The organism is Moorena sp. SIO4A5, from assembly GCF_010672005.1.
In the GTDB taxonomy this organism is placed as follows: Bacteria; Cyanobacteriota; Cyanobacteriia; order Cyanobacteriales; family Coleofasciculaceae; genus Moorena.
Map to the genome: position 1 here is coordinate 353,543 of NZ_JAAHHZ010000003.1, position 16,659 is coordinate 370,201.

Genomic DNA, 16,659 nt, shown 5'->3' on the forward strand with positions numbered 1-16,659 from the left:
ATTATTAAAATCACTTACTCGGTTTTCTTTTTTCCCGACAAACCTTAAAATCAACTATCTGTTAGGAGCAATGCTTAAACTGTTATCAAGTTACGATTGCTCGACTCAATAATTTGTTGAATAGCCTGTGGTGAAAAGAAATCTTGGACAGCTACAGTACCGGCTTCAACGCCCCAGAAACGGTCTATTTCTTTCTGATTGCCTTGAAGGGCAGCTAGGAATTGGATTTCTTCTGGGGATAACGTCTTAGCCTTAAGACTACTAGCACGTTGACAAACTAATTCGTATAGTGGCATTAAAGCTTCATTACGCTGCTGTTCATAATCAGCAAGGGCTTCATTTAATGGTCTGTATCCAGACAATCCCTGATCAATGGCATTTACTAAAAGCTCAGAACTCAAGAAAGCAGATTTGATTCCTTGGGCTAGAGTTGGGTCTCTATGGCAGCCAGCATCGCCTACTAATGCCCAGCCATCTCCGTAAGGCTTGCGGAAAAAGTTGGGAAGGTTACCCGTACCATAGAATGGCTCTTCACGTTTGCCAGCCCGCAACCGTTTAGCTAATTGGGGAACGAGATCGAGCGCTGCCCAAAAATTCTCTTTAACATTGCTACGAAATGCTCGGAATTCCTCAATAGGCAAAACTACCGTGATGCAGGTGAGGTTGTCATTAGTTGAAGCAGCAATAATCAGCCGACGATCTCGAAAATATAGTTCTCCCCCATCCACAGGAACTCCACTCCAGTAGCTATAGTGATAGCTAGTGATAGAGGGTTTTGTGTTGTACTCAAGAGCATTGCAGCTACGAGCGACAAAGGAATTCATGCCATCAGCACCGATGACAATGCGTGCTTTTTCTGTTACACTTCTGCCGTCACCTAAGCGACCGCGAATGCCAGTGACCTGCTCGCCATCCCTACAAAGTTCTTGGACTACGAAGCGTTCTTGAAGCTCAACACCAGCCTCCACAGCAGCATCAACTAAAATCTTGTCGAGTACAGTACGTCGCGGACAGTAACCCTCTGCTGTACCTTCTAGAGGTAAGGCACGAGCCGTAAAAACAATGGAACCGAAAAAGTCGAAAGTAGCTTTTTGGATTGGTGGGCAGCCTGAATTAACCACTTTGTCCAGAAGCCCCCAGCGCTTGAGTTGGGCCACAGCAGACTGCTGAAGATAGTGATTTGACATGGTGTTACTCGGGAAAGTAGCTTTGTCAACTAACAAAACCCGATAGCCCTTACGAGCAAGTAACATGGCTGTCGGCGAACCAGCACAGCGAGCACCGATAACTATGACGTCATACATCAAACCTGATTTCCCCATATTATGAAAAAGTGTGTGAGACTCGAACTATCAAGAACCTCAGAACTTACAGCTAGCTATGACCAAAGCGGTATTCCAAAATAGTTTTTAAGTTCATTGCTTCGATGCGATGGATTGCATCAAAGTATTTCCAAATATCGCCCACCCATTTACGATCTGTGCGATCGCGCCCACGGGAAATATAGTCTGGAACATTAGTAGTGTTACGGTCGTAATACGGATGTTTGCAATTAGTCCAGAGCATAACAGTGCCTGGCTTGCGAAGGGTTGGCATGGCATCAATGAAGCGGAAGTAGTATCGCATCCAAAGTTCTTCTCCTTGATCCCAAGCACAGGGGTAGTCCACAACTTTACTGTCAGGGTAAGCCTCAGCCCGAATGTAGATGGGGGTTTCCTTGGCTAAATACTCTATACCTTTGTACAGACCACCACCAATATGCTTGAACTGGCGCAAGCTGAATGTCCACTCCTCCAAGCTATAAACGTTTGCAGCGTATTCAAAAGCCATATCTACTGGACAATGAATATACTCACCAAGGTGACAGTAGTTACCGAAGATTTCCTCGTGTGGATAACTCTCCTTGGTCATCTCTTTAAGTTTTGCCGATACATCCGGGATATCGTGATCTTCACAGGTGTACAAACCTGGTATTTTTCTTGACGGAATTTCATTTGTCACGAGACTCTGTGTATTCCAAGGTCCCAGGTTATCGCGTACTAACATGACTTACTCCTAATATGATAATTTACTTGTTAGAAACTTATGGAAAAACTGGTGGTCTAGCCTAAAAACACCCACCATAAATTCGATTAAACTCAGTCAACCTTTCTGTCAAACTGCCGCCCCTCGTGTCTGTACAGAATATGATTCGAAATTTTCTGGGGTACTCAGTTTCGAAATATCTGTAGCTCTGTAATGAGTATCTGGCTCTGGGTAGACCGGGCATTCATAAATGGGCTCAAAAGGCTGCTCAAATGTATCCCATTGTCTTTGTGAACGTAGGTACTTCAGTAAAGGCTGCTCTGCCTCACCCCAGAAATCTCCGGCAAAGGTTTGTATGGCAAAGTGGACGCCACCGGGTAACTCTAGAGCCATGCGATTTACGTCTCTCTTGAAATCTATGTAGAAAGAGTAGACCAATCGAAAGTAGGAGTCGTACCCGGTCTTGCAGAAGTTCTCGAAGTAGGTACGCGCCTCTTTCTCATCTGTACCTTTAAGGATCTTCTGTATCCCCTCTGCTGCTTTCAGTCCAGAAACCATCCCGATATAAACTCCTCCAGAAAATAGAGGATCTACAAAGCAGCCCGCATCGCCGACAATAAAATACCCAGGACCTGCCAACTGCTCGGAATGGTAGCAATAATCTAGCTCTATTTTCGGTTTCTCATACACAGGTCTCGCCCCTTCTATAGCCTTCTTGATACGGGGAGACCGACTGCAATGTGTATCAAAAATTTCCTGGGGATCGTTCTCCTTTAGTAAGCTTAATGACATGACAGTTCCAACGCTGAACATGTCGGTTTCAATAGGAATTCCCCAAACCCAACCATCCTCATGGGAGCCGAGGAGAAAGTCACCTTCAACCAGACCTGGATTGTTTTCCTTTACTACATCCTTATAGTGTTGAAAAACCGCAACATTTCGCAGCTTATCATTCATTTTTCTCAGGTGAAAATGCTTGGCAATCAACCCAGCCCGTCCGCTAGCATCTACAACATAGGAAGCTTTTGCTTGATGTCTGTGACCTTGATACTCATATTCAACTCCGGTCAGTCGTTCGCCGTCGAATATGAGTTTCTTAACCTCTGCCTGCTGTAATACTTGCGCCCCTGTATCCTGAGCGTGGTCCAGTAAGACTTTGTCAAAACGGGCACGATGAAAATGATGTGCAAACAGGATTTGCCCTGGTGCCATGTTATTAAAGTCCTGCCGCCGAAGATCGTTGGTTTGGCTGGTGAAGAATTCGACTCCGGACTTCTCCACAAATTTAGCCTCCTTGATTTTATCGAGGACACCCATTTTTTCAAGTAACTTAGTCTGGTAGGATACCATAGACTCGCCGATGTGAAATCGAGGAAACTTTGCTTTTTCCAACAAAAGAACTGAGTAACCTTCTACTGCCATCTTGTATGCACAACTTGAACCAGCAGGTCCTCCGCCGATCACAATTGCATCGAACACTTGATTGGTAACTGTACTATTATGTGGCATCTAAATCCTCCAAGAGTTTTATAGTTTTTGATAGTTTCGTCTAGATTTCCTAGATTGGTTTCAAAAATTTGGCAACAAGCATCGTTAGTAACCTCGAACTTTGTAAAGTTTGTGAACTTGACAAATCTATAACATAGTGCTAAACCCAACGTATGACCATAGAACTGACAAAATCTCCTCCATTTGAAAATGTTCCCAGAGCAATCAAGTCACCAGAGTTTACTTTGTTCTTGTCAATAGCATCAGCAAGGGTTACGGGAATCGAACCCTGAAAAAGATTTCCGTAGTGTTCAAGAGTGTCATGAACACGCGGAGCTCCAATTCCTATGCGATCGCGCCATTCTTTTATAAAGAAGGTATTGGGCTGATGGGTGATCAGCAATGAGATATCATCTGTTGATAGCCCAGCTTGATAGAGACATTTTGATACCGCATCAGGTACTAGTTCAAGAGCATTAGAACGTATGGCCGTAACCATTTCTGGTGAGAAGTTGACAGTAATCGGTCCACATCCACGTTCCCAGTAGTTCAAAAATCGACCGTCAACTACATCGGGTTGAAAGACGAATAGCCCGTAGTGTTCTCCATGAGAGCGTTCATAGCTAGCCACAAAGCTAGACTTACCATCAACTAACAACGTTGCTGATGCTCCATCCCCAAGTACCCAGGACTTCTTCGACTTTTGAAATTCTGGGAGACGAGAGACGAAGTTTGTTACCGTAACAATAGCAATTGTCTTGTACATCCCTGACTCAATGAATGCACGAGCAGTGTTTAGCATTGAGAGGTAAGAACTGCAACTTGTGTCAAGATTCAAAATCGTCGCCTGACTTGCCCCTACCCCATTTTGGATGGCTGGTCCAATACCGGGCCAGAAATGATCGCTAAACATGCACGAACACAGAATGAGGTCAAGGGCTTCCGGCTTTGTACCAGTCCGTTCAAGCAGGAGCTTCAAAGCTTTGCTACCAAGATCTGAGGACTTGTATTCTGGTGAGGCGAAGCGTCTCTCTTTAACTCCCTTGAAAAAAGCGTTTTTCTCGAGTTCGTTATCATCTTCGCTATTCAGTTCCAGCTTGGTATTATCGACCACACGTTCCGGCATAAAACTGACAACGTCTACAATCTGTGCACTTGGCATAGTTCTACCTCTTAACATCTTTGTGAGTATTTAAGACCAAGTCGCGTTCTAATATACGCTCCTCAATGAGGAGAAGACACTAATGAAGGTAAACTTTTAGAAATAAATTGCGACTTGGTAAGCTCTTTCGACTGCTTTTTGCCAATAGGAATTGTCGGTACAGATTCGGGAATAAAAGGTGTAAATGGTGGCATCTCTTCCCGTAAGAGGCGAAGTTCGAGAACCCCCGGAATGTCTGTGTGGTTTCTATAGTCCTTAAGTTGATCCTGCAACTCGTCAACGGTGCCAGCACTTCCCACCCAAAGCCGATCGGGAGTACCAAGTCCGCGAGCAATCACAGCAATGTTAACGGGTGCATAGCGCACGCATTCCAATCGCGACTCAAAGAAGAGCTGTTGGCGTGTTACACACATGCCATGCATATTGTTGTTAAACACGATAAACAGGATCGGAAGTCCTAAGTCCACGGCTGTATGAATTTCTAATCCAGTCATTAGGAAGGCACCGTCACCAGCAAAAATTACTGTCCTTGTGCCCCGTGGTGAGCCGAGTTGGGCACCAATTGCTCCTGGGATCGCATAACCCATACCTCCCATACCCAGAGCAATTGTCGAACTCGCTCCAGCAGGTACTCTCGTCATGTGGAGAGCAGCGGCGGCGCAGTTACCTGCGTCGTAAAGGACGTGTCCACTTTCTGGGAGCAAATCTTGCACAATAGTGATTGCCTCACTTTGCAACAGGGGCTGCTCCTCAGCTCTGGATATACGATCATCTGATGGAATAGGTGGAGCTAGAAGCGGCTTGAAAATCTCAGCCATGTAGCCTTGAAGTGGCTTAACCTGGAACGGGTTTTCCTGGAATAGTGCCAAAAGCCCTTGGAAAGCCATTCCTGCATCAGCTTCAACCACCAGAGCAGGAGAGATGATACGGGTGATTGCAGTGACATCTACATTCACCACAGCAATCTTTTTGTCCGTAAGTACAAAGGCGAGTGGCTGTCGGGTCATGAGATTGAGACCTGCTCCTACAACAACGAACAGATCTGCTTGCTCTTTCAAGTAGGCGTGAACAGAAGGATGACCTGCAACACCTAGTGTTCCTAAATAGAGGGGGTCATCGTTGGGAAACTCACCACGTCCTGAGAGGGTTGTAACCACTGGTAGACCCACAGCACGCACAAAGTTAACTACAGCCTCCGGAGCGCTGCATCGTCGCACTCCATGTCCCAAAATGAGGACAGGGTTCTTGGCTCGACGAATCGCTTCGAAAAGAGGACGAATCATCTCCACTGGAACCCCTTTCGGACGGATCAGATTTCTTAGCTCCCTAGCCCAGTTTTCTGGACAAGGTTCAACCTCTTGCTCGTAGATGTCCCGGGGAAATAGAAGCACAGCTGGTCCTGGACGATTGGAAAGAGCAGCTTTAATAGCTTCGGTCAAGTGATGCCAAAAGTCATCCGGGTTGGAAATCTTCGCTACATACTTAGTCACCGCACCCCAGAGCTTTATGGCATCTACAGTACGACCGATGCCCGATGAGTCTTGGAAGGCTCCCCTTCCTTCAAGTGCTGATGGTGGCTGTCCGACTAAAGCTAGAACTGGCACTGACTCGGAATAGGATTCAGCAATACCAGCAATCAGGTTCATCATTCCCCCACCAGAGGTCGAGCAACATACCCCCAAGGTTTGGTGAACTCGTGCCCGACAGTCTGCCATGAAAGCCGCCCCATCCTCACTCTTAGCCATTATTGACTGTAACTTTCCATTCCCTAAGCGATGAATAGCATCATGGAGGTGTTCAATATTTGCACCGCTGACACCAAACACATAGGGCACATTTAAAGAAATTAGGGCTTGAACTAGTGCATCAACTAACTTCATATATTTATATTACCTGAATTTTGTTGACGACGCCAACTATGTCTATGAAGATTTAACACTTTTTTGATATCAAGCTATCAGTCTATTATCCCTGATAGTTTTTTGGTCGTTTTTAGCTCTTAAAATTCTTTGAAAAGCCATAATATTTGCTATTTCTGATGTGGTCTTATGTTCACGTTTAGCTCTGTCAAAAATATCTGTCAAAGTTTTGTAGATTTTTTTGACTTTATTAATAACTTGATCTTTTTGATAACCATTTTTTTCATGATATACATCAATTAGTCCTCCTGCATTAATAACATAGTCGGGGCAATAAAGGATTCCTTTTGAATCAATATTTTTACCATCTATATGTTGATTTTTAAGCTGATTATTTGCTGAGCCAGCAACGATTGAAGCTTTAAGACGGGGAATTGTTGAACTGTTCAAGATACCACCCAAAGCACAGGGAGAAAAAATATCTACCTCAAGCTCAAAAATTTCCATCGGATCAACAATAGTTGCTCCATACTTAAATTTCATATCCTCAGCTCTCTCTTTTCGGTTATCACTAACAAAAAGTTGAACTCCTTGTTGATGCAAGTATTCACATAAAATTTTTCCTACATTGCCCACGCCCTGCACCGCAACTTTTAGACCTTCCATTTTCCTCCCAGGCCATAAAAAATCCACTGAGGCTTTCATTCCTTCGAGAACTCCTATTGCTGTTGCCTGAGTAGGATTAGCTTGTGAAACTCCGACTACATACTGAGTTTCAGTGCGTATTTGATTAACATCTTCAACAGAAATGTTAACATCTTGACCCGTAATAAAGCGTCCTTTCAGACTGTTTACACAGCGACCATAGGCTTTGAGTAACTCAGGTGTTTTATCTTTTGGATCAGCAATAATTACTGCTTTTCCACCACCTGCATTAAGATCGGCACAAGCAGCTTTGTAAGTCATACCGTAGCTTAAACGCAAAACATCTTTTAGAGCATCTTCCTCGCTTTTATAAGGAAATAGACGTGTTGCTCCCATAGCAGGACCAAGGGTTGTGTCATGTATGGCAATTATTGCCTTAAGGTTACATTCTGAATCATTAAAGAACATAACTTGTTGATGATTTTTAATGCTTTGAAATAATTCCATCTTTGATTTCTCCAATTAACTACTGTTACTCTTGATATCTTAAGAGTATGACGGGGTGACAATAAGATTGAAAGCCTTACTGGCTGGGTATGGAGTGTGGGCGAAGGAATGTAGGGGAATAAAGATGAGCGTAAGCATTCAGCTCTCAGCTCTCAGCTCTCAGCTCTCAGCTCTCAGCTCTCAGCTCTCAGCTCTCAGCTCTCAGCTTTGAGCTTTTAAATAAAACAAGTAAGCATTCGTTTAATCTTTGTTACGTCAGCTGAATGCTGACGGCTGACGGCTGACGGCTGACGGCTGACGGCTGAATGCTTACAGATTAGCTATGCCACTTTGGTAGCGATGCAGCAAGGAAACAGGCGAGGGGAGCAAGCAAGGAAACAGGCGAGGGGAGCATGTCACTTATATTGAGTAAAATTCCTTCTACTACCTTAGATATTCTATATCTTATATCATCTGCTTGTCTTAACTTTTTTCTTTCTTTCGATTTTCTTTACAAATCAGCTCTAAGGTGCTGATTTGTAAACTCGCTGTAATCCTTGTAGGATAAGGGTTGCGGCAAAATAGTTCAATTTTACTATTTAATAAGCAAAAGACAATCATAGCAAGGCTTTCAGGCTTCTTAATATTTACTTTACAAATCAGCTCTTAGAAACAGGGGAATCATTTGGGGAATTAACCTTGTTTTCCTCAGCAGACTTAGCAAGCTATAGCGCTAGAGCTTACCTGAAGCTAAAGCTATGCTTTGTACCGGGGGAAGTCTTGTTTCCCCTGATCAATAAGTATCCCGAAATCCGAGAGCATTTTTGGAGTCAGGCGCAAGCTCGTAATGCCCTACTAGTTAGCTCCCCTACTCCCCCTATCACTCCATCTGACCATCCCCCCATATCCCCATCCTTACAAGGGTACGTTTTTAAGATTCATCCAGAACTAAAGACAGGAACTTGTGCTGGGGAGGCTGAAAAATCAGGGACAAAACTCCCGATGGGCAAAGGTTCCCCCTTAAATGCCGCCGCTAAAATTACTATTAGTCCTCGCCGGAAACAACTGAGTTTTCGAGGTGCACTGGTCTTCAATGATTGAGGAGATGAACTTTCTTCAGACTCCGATACGAGATTGACCAGTTCTATTGTCTATAGGCTGGGCCAATGACTGTAAACTGCTAGCTAATAGCTTGTCGTCAGCTTGGCCACCGACACTGACTAACCATAACGTCGCTACTGCTATTGCTAACCATACTCGTTCTACTCGCTTGGGATCACTGATCCTGGTCAGATGCCACTGTAGTCCGCCGCGCTTGATATCTTTGAACATACACTCAATCCAACTGCGCATGCCGTACCACAAGATTTCAGCTTGGTCTGGCTCTAAGTCTGTCACAATTAACCATGGGTCGCTGTAGCCTTCATCCCACCGAGCCAAAAGGGTGCATTCGAGTGAGTTGTTTTTGAAACAAGTAATGATCCCTGCCCAAGATTGACCCAGTTCAGTGATCAATCCTTTGAGTGGCACAAACCCACAGGAGAGCTTGGTCTGATAGTAACCTTGAGCATTTATGCGCATGAACGGATGCCATTGCAGGGCAACAATTGCCTCATAGAACCACTTCCCATACAAGCGATTGTCAGTGGTGACAACCACACACCCTACTGAGGGAATCCCAGGCTGAAGATGCTCAAATAACTTCAACCAGTAGGGTTGCCAGCTTCCTTTGGCTGTGGCCACGATTACTTTCCACGCCACTGGGATGCCACAACCTCGGTACACCACACAAACCACTAACAAGGTAAAGCGATCTCCCAATGTTGAGGCATCTGCAGCTAACACGATGTTTTTGTGATCCGTTGGCCACCAACTTAAGATCCATTGCAACAATGGTGCAAAACTGGCGGTTACATCCAGTTCATTACGTTTTCTACCACCATTGTCACTACTCTCCTTATACCATTCTCGTAATTGCTGTCTGACCGTGTTCTCTGGCTTATCGAGCAGTTGTGCCAGAAAAGCTGATACGGTTGATAACCCACAACAATGGGTGATAGCGATCCCATTGCGACCCATGCTCAAGACTACAGCTTGGGGTTTGGTTAAATGAGGCATTTTGCTGGTTACTATTCAACGCCCGTCCTTGTAAGCTATTGGCCAATGAGTCATAGCTGAGATTGCAGACTATATAATGGGGAACCATTACCCCTTGGGCGCAATGTTTACCATCCTACCTGGATTATTGCAGCTGTTGCCCAAGCCAGGTAAGGATTTCATTTGAATCACCTTTCCCAACTTATGACAGCTTGACTCCTAGGCATGATTAATTCTAAATTTTAAGGCAGTAGCTCCAGAAATCTTAAAAACGTACCCTTGTAAGATCTCCCCATCCCCCCATCTGACCATCTCCCAGTCTCGGTCTGGGGAAGCCAAGTCCCAGAAATCGCAGAAAAAAGTTAGCAAAGCTTACTTTCCTAACCCGACCCAGCAAGTAGGGCATTTATGGCAACGGGTAATCCGACGCTATCCGTTTTTTGCCCAGCAGAGTGGCTCTGACTGTGGTGCCGCGTGTTTGGTAATGGTATCTCGCTATTGGGGCAAACGCTTTAGTGTGAATCGCTTGCGGGATATAGCTAATGTTGACCGCAATGGCGCATCATTGCGAGGACTATCAGCAGCAGCGGAAAGTATTGGCTTTTCTACTCGTCCCGTCAAAGCCAGTCTTGACCAGCTAGCTAAGCAAAAATTGCCAGCTATAGTCCATTGGGAAGGTAAACACTATATTGTCGTTTATGAAATTACTCGGAAACGAGTGATTGTGTGTGACCCCGCCATTGGTCAACGTAGTCTCACCCATCGAGAGTTTAACGCCGATTGGACCGGTTATGCACTGCTACTACAACCAACAGCATTACTCAAGGATGCTAAAGAAACGACTACTCCCTTCTGGCAATTCTTTGAATTAATCAAACCCCATGGGTTAGTAGTGTTAGAGGTATTTCTTGCTTCCTTATTTATCCAGATATTTGGATTAATCACACCTCTATTTACCCAGCTAATTTTAGACCGAGTCGTAGTGCAGCGCTCTGGGCTAACCTTAATGGCGGTGGGGTTAGGGCTGCTGATATTTAGCCTGTTTCGAGTGGCAATGATGGGGTTGCGGCAATATCTACTAGACCATACGGCTAATAAAGTAGATGCAGCACTGATTGTAGGATTTATTCGCCATACACTGCGGTTGCCTCTCTCGTTTTTCGAGTCCCGCTATGTTGGTTATATTATATCACGGGTTCAAGAAAACCGCAAGATTGAGCGGTTCCTTACCGGTGAGGCGTTATCAATTCTGCTGGATTTACTAACAGTATTTATCTATGTAGGATTGATGGTTTGGTACAGCTGTAAAATGGCATTATTGGCCTTAGTGATTGTGCCGCAATTCTTATGGCTAGCATTGATTGCGACACCGTTTTTACGAATGATTTCCCGGGAAATATTTCAATCGACGGCTAAAGAAAATAGTTATCTAATTGAAGCGCTTTCCGGTGTAAGTACCGTTAAATCCACAGCAGTAGAACAAACAGTACGTTGGCATTGGTAGGAGTTATTAAATAAGGAAATTAAGACAAGTTTTGATGGGCAAGTTATCAGCAATCGTCTGCAATTTTTTAGTAATGCTATTGAAGCCGTAGTAACCACAAGCCTGCTGTGGTATGGAGCGTGGTTAGTGATTCAAAATCAGTTAACCATTGGACAATTAGTGGCATTCAATATGCTGCTGGGAAATATTATTACTCCCTTCCAGCGGTTAACGGTGTTATGGAATCAATTCCAGGAAGTAGTAATTGCTATGGAACGGATTAATGATGTGTTGGATGCTGAACCAGAGGAGGATTTGCTGAATCAAGCCCGTCAATCGTTACCATCAATTCAGGGTAACATTACCTTTAATAACGTCACCTTTCGCTATCACTCAGAGAGTGATTTAAATGTACTGGAAAATCTATAATTTCAAGTGAAACCAGGACAAATGGTAGCCCTAGTCGGACGCAGTGGTTCAGGTAAAACAACGATTTATAAATTGGTGTTGGGATTGTATCCACCCACAGATGGGAAAGTATTGATTGATGGCCTTGATATTACCAGTCTGTCCTTACAGTCTTTGCGATCGCAAGTGGGAGTAGTAGACCAAGATACCTTTTTGTTTGGTGGAACGATTAAGGAAAATATTAGCTTAGGTCATCCTGCCGCTAGTTTAGACGAGATTATAGAAGCAGCACGATTGGCAGGTGCTGATGAGTTTATTAAACAGTTGCCCATGGGCTATGAAACCCAGATTGGAGAAGGGGGAGGGACATTGTCTGGTGAACAACGGCAACGGATTGCGATCGCATTCGATATCTTCCGCTACACTAGCTAATAGATCACAAACAAACCCAATGTCTCAAAGACTTGATTAGATCATTGACCAGTGTTTCCTCCTGCACCTCTGACTCGTCTATCCCAAGGACAGCTGAACGTATTAGAAACCTGTCCCCGTAAGTTCCAACACATTTACTTTGACCAGCTGGGAACACCCGTGTCTCCTGAACAACAAGAGCGTCTTACTTGGGGAAGCCGCTTTCACCTATTAATGCAACAGCGGGAACTTGGGTTACCAGTGACATCTTTAGTAGAAGAGGATAGCCAACTCGACTACTGGCTGACTGGTTTAGTCAATGCCGCACCAGAACTTTCCCACCCAGAATCTGAAAGTTTCCGAGAAGCGGAACATTGCCGAACCCTGTATTTCCAAGGTTATCTACTTACAGTTATCTATGACTTATTGATTGCAGGGGAAGACTCAGCCCAAATTCTTGATTGGAAGACCTATCCTCAACCGAAAAATCGGGATTGGTTAGCCCAAGACTGGCAAACACGCCTGTATCTCTACATCCTAGCGGAAACTAGCGATTATTGGCCAGAACAAATTTCCATGAGTTACTGGTTTGTCAAATCCCAACCCTCTGCCCAGAGTCTTAAATTTACTTACAATAGCGCACAACACCAGAAAACTAGGGAGGATTTGACTCAGTTGTTGACCCGCTTGGCTGGGTGGCTACAAGGGTACCAAGATCAAGGTTTAGCTTTTCCTCAAGTAGCAGCATCCCTTGGTCGATGTCGTGATTGTACCTTTGCCGTGCGTTGTCAGCGTTATGGGAATAGGTTGACGAACGATAGTACAGAATTACTACCAAATTTAGCTGATATCCAAGAAGTTTCCCTGTGAGCTACCACCCCTGACTAGGTTGGCCCGTAGCACCAGTAAAAGTTCAAAATAGTTAAGCAGAGATCCCTGGGGAACCTCTGCTGTAGCTAGTGCGCTAACCAGCCCATAGGCGACAAAGTCTGGTCGAACTAGATTTAAGCAGACTCAGTGCCGCTGGCTTCTTTGCGTTTCCTAAGGTTATAATAACACAAAATATCTAAATAACACAAAAAACTTAAAATACCTATTGAATTGTTTACCCCTTAGTAGGATAATTGGGAGGTCAAAGTTGTCAAAAGATGTGTCAGAAGAAAAACAAGTTAGCTATAAACTATTTTTGCCTGAATCCTTACGGGCAAAATTCAAATCTATGTGCGCTCTCAAGGGAGTCACCATGAATCATATCTTATTGGAGTTGATTGAAGAATGGATAGAGGAAAATAAACCTGCTTCATCCCCTAAGCAGAAGAAGAGTTAATCCGCTGATCTAGGTTGAACAGTGCTGAATGCGAAATGGTAAGTACTAAGTGCTGAGTTATTTATAACCAGCTCATAGTCTATTATGATAGCGCTGCTCTTCCTGACGGTAACACCGTAAGCCTATGCGCTACTTGAGGGGCTACTTGAGGTGCTATCAGCCTATGGGCGTAGCGCATAGGCTTACAGGAATAATTAATGCGATTGGCCGTAGGCCACGCTACGCGAACGCTAATGAAAGACAATTCTAAATTATTTGAGGAACTGAAAGATCAAGCCATTGATTCAGACCATGAGCAAGGGTTGATAGCCCTTAGTGAGGAATTGCTCAAAGAGTTTGATAGCGGTTCATCACAAGCGGTGACTGGTATGGCTCGTTATCGGTTGGAAAAACATCGAAGTGCTTACAAAAAAGCCTACACAAAACTGATGGCTACCATTGGTCTATGAGGAAGAGTGTCTATGGAAAACTATCGACTGGTATCAGTCAAGATCAAGGGGTTTCGAGGCTTTCCTGAACAAGCGGGAGAACGGGAATTTCGCTTTGATCAAGCCTGCACATTAATTGTAGGAGCTCAGGGGGGAGGCAAAAGTAGTACCCTGAATGCCATTGAGTGGTGCCTATTTGGCAAAGATGTCGCTAATAAAAGTGCTACTAAAATTGAAGAGCGCAAGAATTGGTTAGTGAAAAACCAATCTTCAAGGGAGACTACTGTCGAAGTTATCTTTGAAGGGAATGGGGAAATACTGAAGGTATATAGGAGTGACCGCAAACGTCGTGGTAATCCCAAGTTTTACTATCAGATTAATAATGGTTTGTGTCATGAAGATGAAGCTGAATTGCGGGTGCTACTGGGTGTAGAATTGTCTGACTACATGAGTTGTGTATACCTACATCAAGAAACTATCAGTGCGCTACTGATTCAGGAACCAAAAGAGCGCAAAAATGCTCTGGATCGCCTCATGGGTTTGACGGATTGGCGCAATCTATTGGATGGAATTAAGCGAGCTAAAGCCCAGGAAGAATTTAAGAAAGTTGATCAAGAGTTTGGTCAGATTATCAGCAAAATTGAGACAGCAAAAGCGATTAAAGAAAATGACTTAGGTCTAGCGGAAGAAGAAGCAATTTTTCATGATATTCCCCTGAGCCAACTATCCCTCAATGGAGCAAAAGCTATTTGCCAAGGGGTTGAAAATGCAGTTGAGAATTTTGCCAAAGACTATGGATTGCTGGTGCCCTCTTTACCAAAATACCAAACTACTGATGATTTGGAACGATTTGTAGATGGTGGTAAGGAGGCGATTAAGCAATTACGGAATGCTCAGCCCGACTGGGAACGGCAGAAAGAATTGCTGAATCAGCAAAGTGAATTAAATCGTTTGAAAGCTAATGTTGAGACCAAGGTGATGGAACTCAACCAAAAAGAAAACGAGATTCACCAACTGGAAGCTCAATACGGCATGCTACCAGAAATTTTGGCAAAAAAAAATAAAATTGAACAAGAAGAGTTACCGGCAAAGCAAGAGAGTATAAATAGTATCAACAATCGTGCCGGTATCATTATCGAAACCCTGAAATTTCTGAAGTCAGTACAGGAAGATAAAGCCCAGAATTGTCCCGTTTGCTCTACACCAATTAATCCTGTTCAGTTGCGTCAGGAATTAGAATCCTGGCAACAAGACATGAAGTTACAGCTAAAACCGATTCAGAAGGAGATTCGGGAATTAGAAACAGCAGTAGAAGAGTTACAGAGACTGATTAAAACCTGGGAGCGGTTGCAACGGGAACGGTTAGATAAGGATAAGAGATTACAACAAGCAAAAAATGCGATCGCAGTAGCTTTAGAAACAGAAATTAATGACTCTGCTCACGCTCTGGCTCTGCTCAATCAAGCCATTACTGACGTAGATCAGGAATTAGCCAGGATTCGCACCGCTGTTGAGCAAAGTAATCAACGTATCGATAGCATTGATCAAGACTTAGAAAACATTAAACGGATTATTACTGTCCTTCGTTATCGCCAAGAGGTGGATAATTTGTTTTCGATTCAAGATTCCCCTGACTATAAAGAAGTTGAAGCAGCAAAAGCTGACTTGGAAGCTTTTTGTGACCGATTGTTAACTATTGGTGAAGCTGTACAGGACGTGCTAGGAAACTCAGCTAAAGAAAAAATCGATGCTACCAGAGCAGCAATTTCTAGTATCTATCGTCAGCTGGCCCATCGCAGTGACTTTCCAGATATTGAGATTGACCCAGACAAATATGAAGTGATGGCGGTGGGATATGGAGAGTCAGAAGTTGCCTTACGACTGTTGAACAAGGGTGATATTAATTGTGCTGCTTTGAGTATATTTCTAGCCCTAGCCACCTCAGAGCAATTGACTCATAATATCGGTTTCATGGTGCTAGATGACCCGTCGCAAAATCTAGACCCAGTCCATAAAGAACGGTTGGCTGAGGTGTTGGATCAGGTATTGGATAAAAAACAATTGATTATTGCCACTTCAGAAGATGATTTCGTCGAGCAGCTGAGTTTCAAGCTAACTAAGCCCAACCAACTCTACCGATTGGGACAGTGGACACCAACTCGTGGACCAACTATCGAGGCTAATGGGTAATAGAATGTAGAATTAAGAATTTAGAATTTAGAATATGGATGCATCAACATTCAATCATTTAACGAAGATTCAACAACACTTGAATAGTCGCTCTAGAAAAGATAATGGGTTTGGCAAAACTTGCCAGATTTTCCTAGCGATTACCTTCTGTCGCTTGGGTTTTCAGGTAGAAAACTATTCCTCTCAAGGTGTAGATATCGATAGTTGGAATCACCCCTACTTTCCTAATCTTTCCATTGAAGTGAAGACCACCATTAAACATACGGTGACACTAGGACAGAAGGATGTGGATGGCCTGAAGAAAAAAGCGAGAGAAGGATATGAACCTATTTTTGCAGTTTTGAGATTAGAGTTATTGTCAAATTGGATTATCGCCAAAGCCAAGGGAATTAAGGCAGGTAATCATCCTGTAGGGAGACTACAAACCTCAGTCAGGGCAATGCCGAAACTGCAAGATCAGGTGAATCAGATATTCTCTAGGGTTGTCAATGACTATGGCGCTATAGTATTAGATATTCCAGCTCAGGACGTTCTCACGGATTTGGATAAGTATTTGGATAGGGAGAAACTAAAAGTAGTACCAAAAGGAAGTGGTATGGCACTGCGGGCAGGGAATAGGTTTTAGGGTTAGGGCATATTGTTGGCTCTAA

General features: G+C 43.9%; 14 protein-coding genes and 1 pseudogene. 8 read left to right on the forward strand and 7 right to left on the reverse strand.

From position 1 onward, the window contains the following. Window positions 1–74: 74 nt before the first annotated feature. The 6 genes from F6K57_RS03885 to F6K57_RS03910 form a co-directional block, all read right to left on the reverse strand. Window positions 75–1,322 carry an NAD(P)/FAD-dependent oxidoreductase gene (locus tag F6K57_RS03885; RefSeq protein ID WP_293064967.1) on the reverse strand — a complete coding sequence of 416 codons (1,248 nt, stop codon included), beginning with the start codon at window positions 1,320–1,322 and terminating at the stop codon, window positions 75–77. Between the two features lie 52 nt (window positions 1,323–1,374). After that, window positions 1,375–2,046, reverse strand: a complete 672-nt coding sequence (locus F6K57_RS03890) for a hypothetical protein (RefSeq protein ID WP_293064969.1) — start codon at window positions 2,044–2,046, stop codon at window positions 1,375–1,377. Between the two features lie 108 nt (window positions 2,047–2,154). Further along, window positions 2,155–3,534, reverse strand: a complete 1,380-nt coding sequence (locus tag F6K57_RS03895; RefSeq protein ID WP_293064971.1) for an NAD(P)/FAD-dependent oxidoreductase — start codon at window positions 3,532–3,534, stop codon at window positions 2,155–2,157. 139 nt (window positions 3,535–3,673) lie between these two features. Beyond that, window positions 3,674–4,675, reverse strand: coding sequence for a 3-oxoacyl-ACP synthase III family protein (locus F6K57_RS03900; protein WP_293064973.1), 1,002 nt, complete (start codon window positions 4,673–4,675; stop codon window positions 3,674–3,676). A 62-nt stretch (window positions 4,676–4,737) separates the two neighbouring features. After that, window positions 4,738–6,555 (reverse strand): thiamine pyrophosphate-binding protein, encoded by a 1,818-nt coding sequence (locus tag F6K57_RS03905; RefSeq protein ID WP_293064975.1) that lies wholly within the window; start codon window positions 6,553–6,555, stop codon window positions 4,738–4,740. 69 nt (window positions 6,556–6,624) lie between these two features. Then, a complete protein-coding gene (locus F6K57_RS03910) occupies window positions 6,625–7,686 on the reverse strand; it encodes a Glu/Leu/Phe/Val dehydrogenase dimerization domain-containing protein (protein ID WP_293064977.1) in 1,062 nt (353 codons plus the stop codon). A gap of 678 nt (window positions 7,687–8,364) precedes the next feature. Here F6K57_RS03910 and F6K57_RS03915 point away from each other — a divergent pair. Beyond that, window positions 8,365–8,766, forward strand: coding sequence for a hypothetical protein (locus F6K57_RS03915; protein ID WP_293064979.1), 402 nt, complete (start codon window positions 8,365–8,367; stop codon window positions 8,764–8,766). Window positions 8,767–8,781: 15 nt separating this feature from the next. On the opposite strand, the gene F6K57_RS03920 is transcribed toward F6K57_RS03915, so the two are convergent. Continuing rightward, entirely contained in the window at window positions 8,782–9,783 is a 1,002-nt protein-coding gene (locus tag F6K57_RS03920; protein WP_293064981.1) for an endonuclease, read from the reverse strand. A 400-nt stretch (window positions 9,784–10,183) separates the two neighbouring features. Here F6K57_RS03920 and F6K57_RS03925 point away from each other — a divergent pair. From F6K57_RS03925 to F6K57_RS03955, 7 genes and pseudogenes are all read left to right on the forward strand, one after another. Then, a pseudogene (locus F6K57_RS03925) lies at window positions 10,184–11,674 on the forward strand (peptidase domain-containing ABC transporter). A 6-nt stretch (window positions 11,675–11,680) separates the two neighbouring features. Further along, entirely contained in the window at window positions 11,681–12,085 is a 405-nt protein-coding gene (locus tag F6K57_RS03930) for an ATP-binding cassette domain-containing protein (RefSeq protein WP_293020362.1), read from the forward strand. 51 nt (window positions 12,086–12,136) lie between these two features. Further along, a complete protein-coding gene (locus F6K57_RS03935; RefSeq protein ID WP_293020363.1) occupies window positions 12,137–12,934 on the forward strand; it encodes a PD-(D/E)XK nuclease family protein in 798 nt (265 codons plus the stop codon). A 268-nt stretch (window positions 12,935–13,202) separates the two neighbouring features. Beyond that, the gene (locus F6K57_RS03940; protein ID WP_075896118.1) at window positions 13,203–13,391 is read left to right on the forward strand and encodes a hypothetical protein; all 189 of its coding nucleotides are present in this window, start codon (window positions 13,203–13,205) and stop codon (window positions 13,389–13,391) included. Window positions 13,392–13,588: 197 nt separating this feature from the next. After that, the gene (locus F6K57_RS03945) at window positions 13,589–13,840 is read left to right on the forward strand and encodes a hypothetical protein (RefSeq protein WP_143727430.1); all 252 of its coding nucleotides are present in this window, start codon (window positions 13,589–13,591) and stop codon (window positions 13,838–13,840) included. A 12-nt stretch (window positions 13,841–13,852) separates the two neighbouring features. Continuing rightward, window positions 13,853–16,009 (forward strand): AAA family ATPase, encoded by a 2,157-nt coding sequence (locus F6K57_RS03950; RefSeq protein WP_293064986.1) that lies wholly within the window; start codon window positions 13,853–13,855, stop codon window positions 16,007–16,009. A 34-nt stretch (window positions 16,010–16,043) separates the two neighbouring features. Next, window positions 16,044–16,634, forward strand: coding sequence for a hypothetical protein (locus F6K57_RS03955; protein ID WP_293064989.1), 591 nt, complete (start codon window positions 16,044–16,046; stop codon window positions 16,632–16,634). The last annotated feature ends 25 nt before the right edge of the window (window positions 16,635–16,659 follow it).

Coding starts and splice junctions, on each gene's coding strand:
- F6K57_RS03895 (WP_293064971.1), bottom strand. CDS start 3,534: ATGCCACATAATAGTACAGTTACCAATCAAGTGTTCGATGCAATTGTG.
- F6K57_RS03900 (WP_293064973.1), bottom strand. CDS start 4,675: ATGCCAAGTGCACAGATTGTAGACGTTGTCAGTTTTATGCCGGAACGT.
- F6K57_RS03950 (WP_293064986.1), top strand. CDS start 13,853: ATGGAAAACTATCGACTGGTATCAGTCAAGATCAAGGGGTTTCGAGGC.
- F6K57_RS03945 (WP_143727430.1), top strand. CDS start 13,589: ATGCGATTGGCCGTAGGCCACGCTACGCGAACGCTAATGAAAGACAAT.
- F6K57_RS03910 (WP_293064977.1), bottom strand. CDS start 7,686: ATGGAATTATTTCAAAGCATTAAAAATCATCAACAAGTTATGTTCTTT.
- F6K57_RS03905 (WP_293064975.1), bottom strand. CDS start 6,555: ATGAAGTTAGTTGATGCACTAGTTCAAGCCCTAATTTCTTTAAATGTG.
- F6K57_RS03955 (WP_293064989.1), top strand. CDS start 16,044: ATGGATGCATCAACATTCAATCATTTAACGAAGATTCAACAACACTTG.
- F6K57_RS03920 (WP_293064981.1), bottom strand. CDS start 9,783: ATGCCTCATTTAACCAAACCCCAAGCTGTAGTCTTGAGCATGGGTCGC.
- F6K57_RS03885 (WP_293064967.1), bottom strand. CDS start 1,322: ATGGGGAAATCAGGTTTGATGTATGACGTCATAGTTATCGGTGCTCGC.
- F6K57_RS03890 (WP_293064969.1), bottom strand. CDS start 2,046: ATGTTAGTACGCGATAACCTGGGACCTTGGAATACACAGAGTCTCGTG.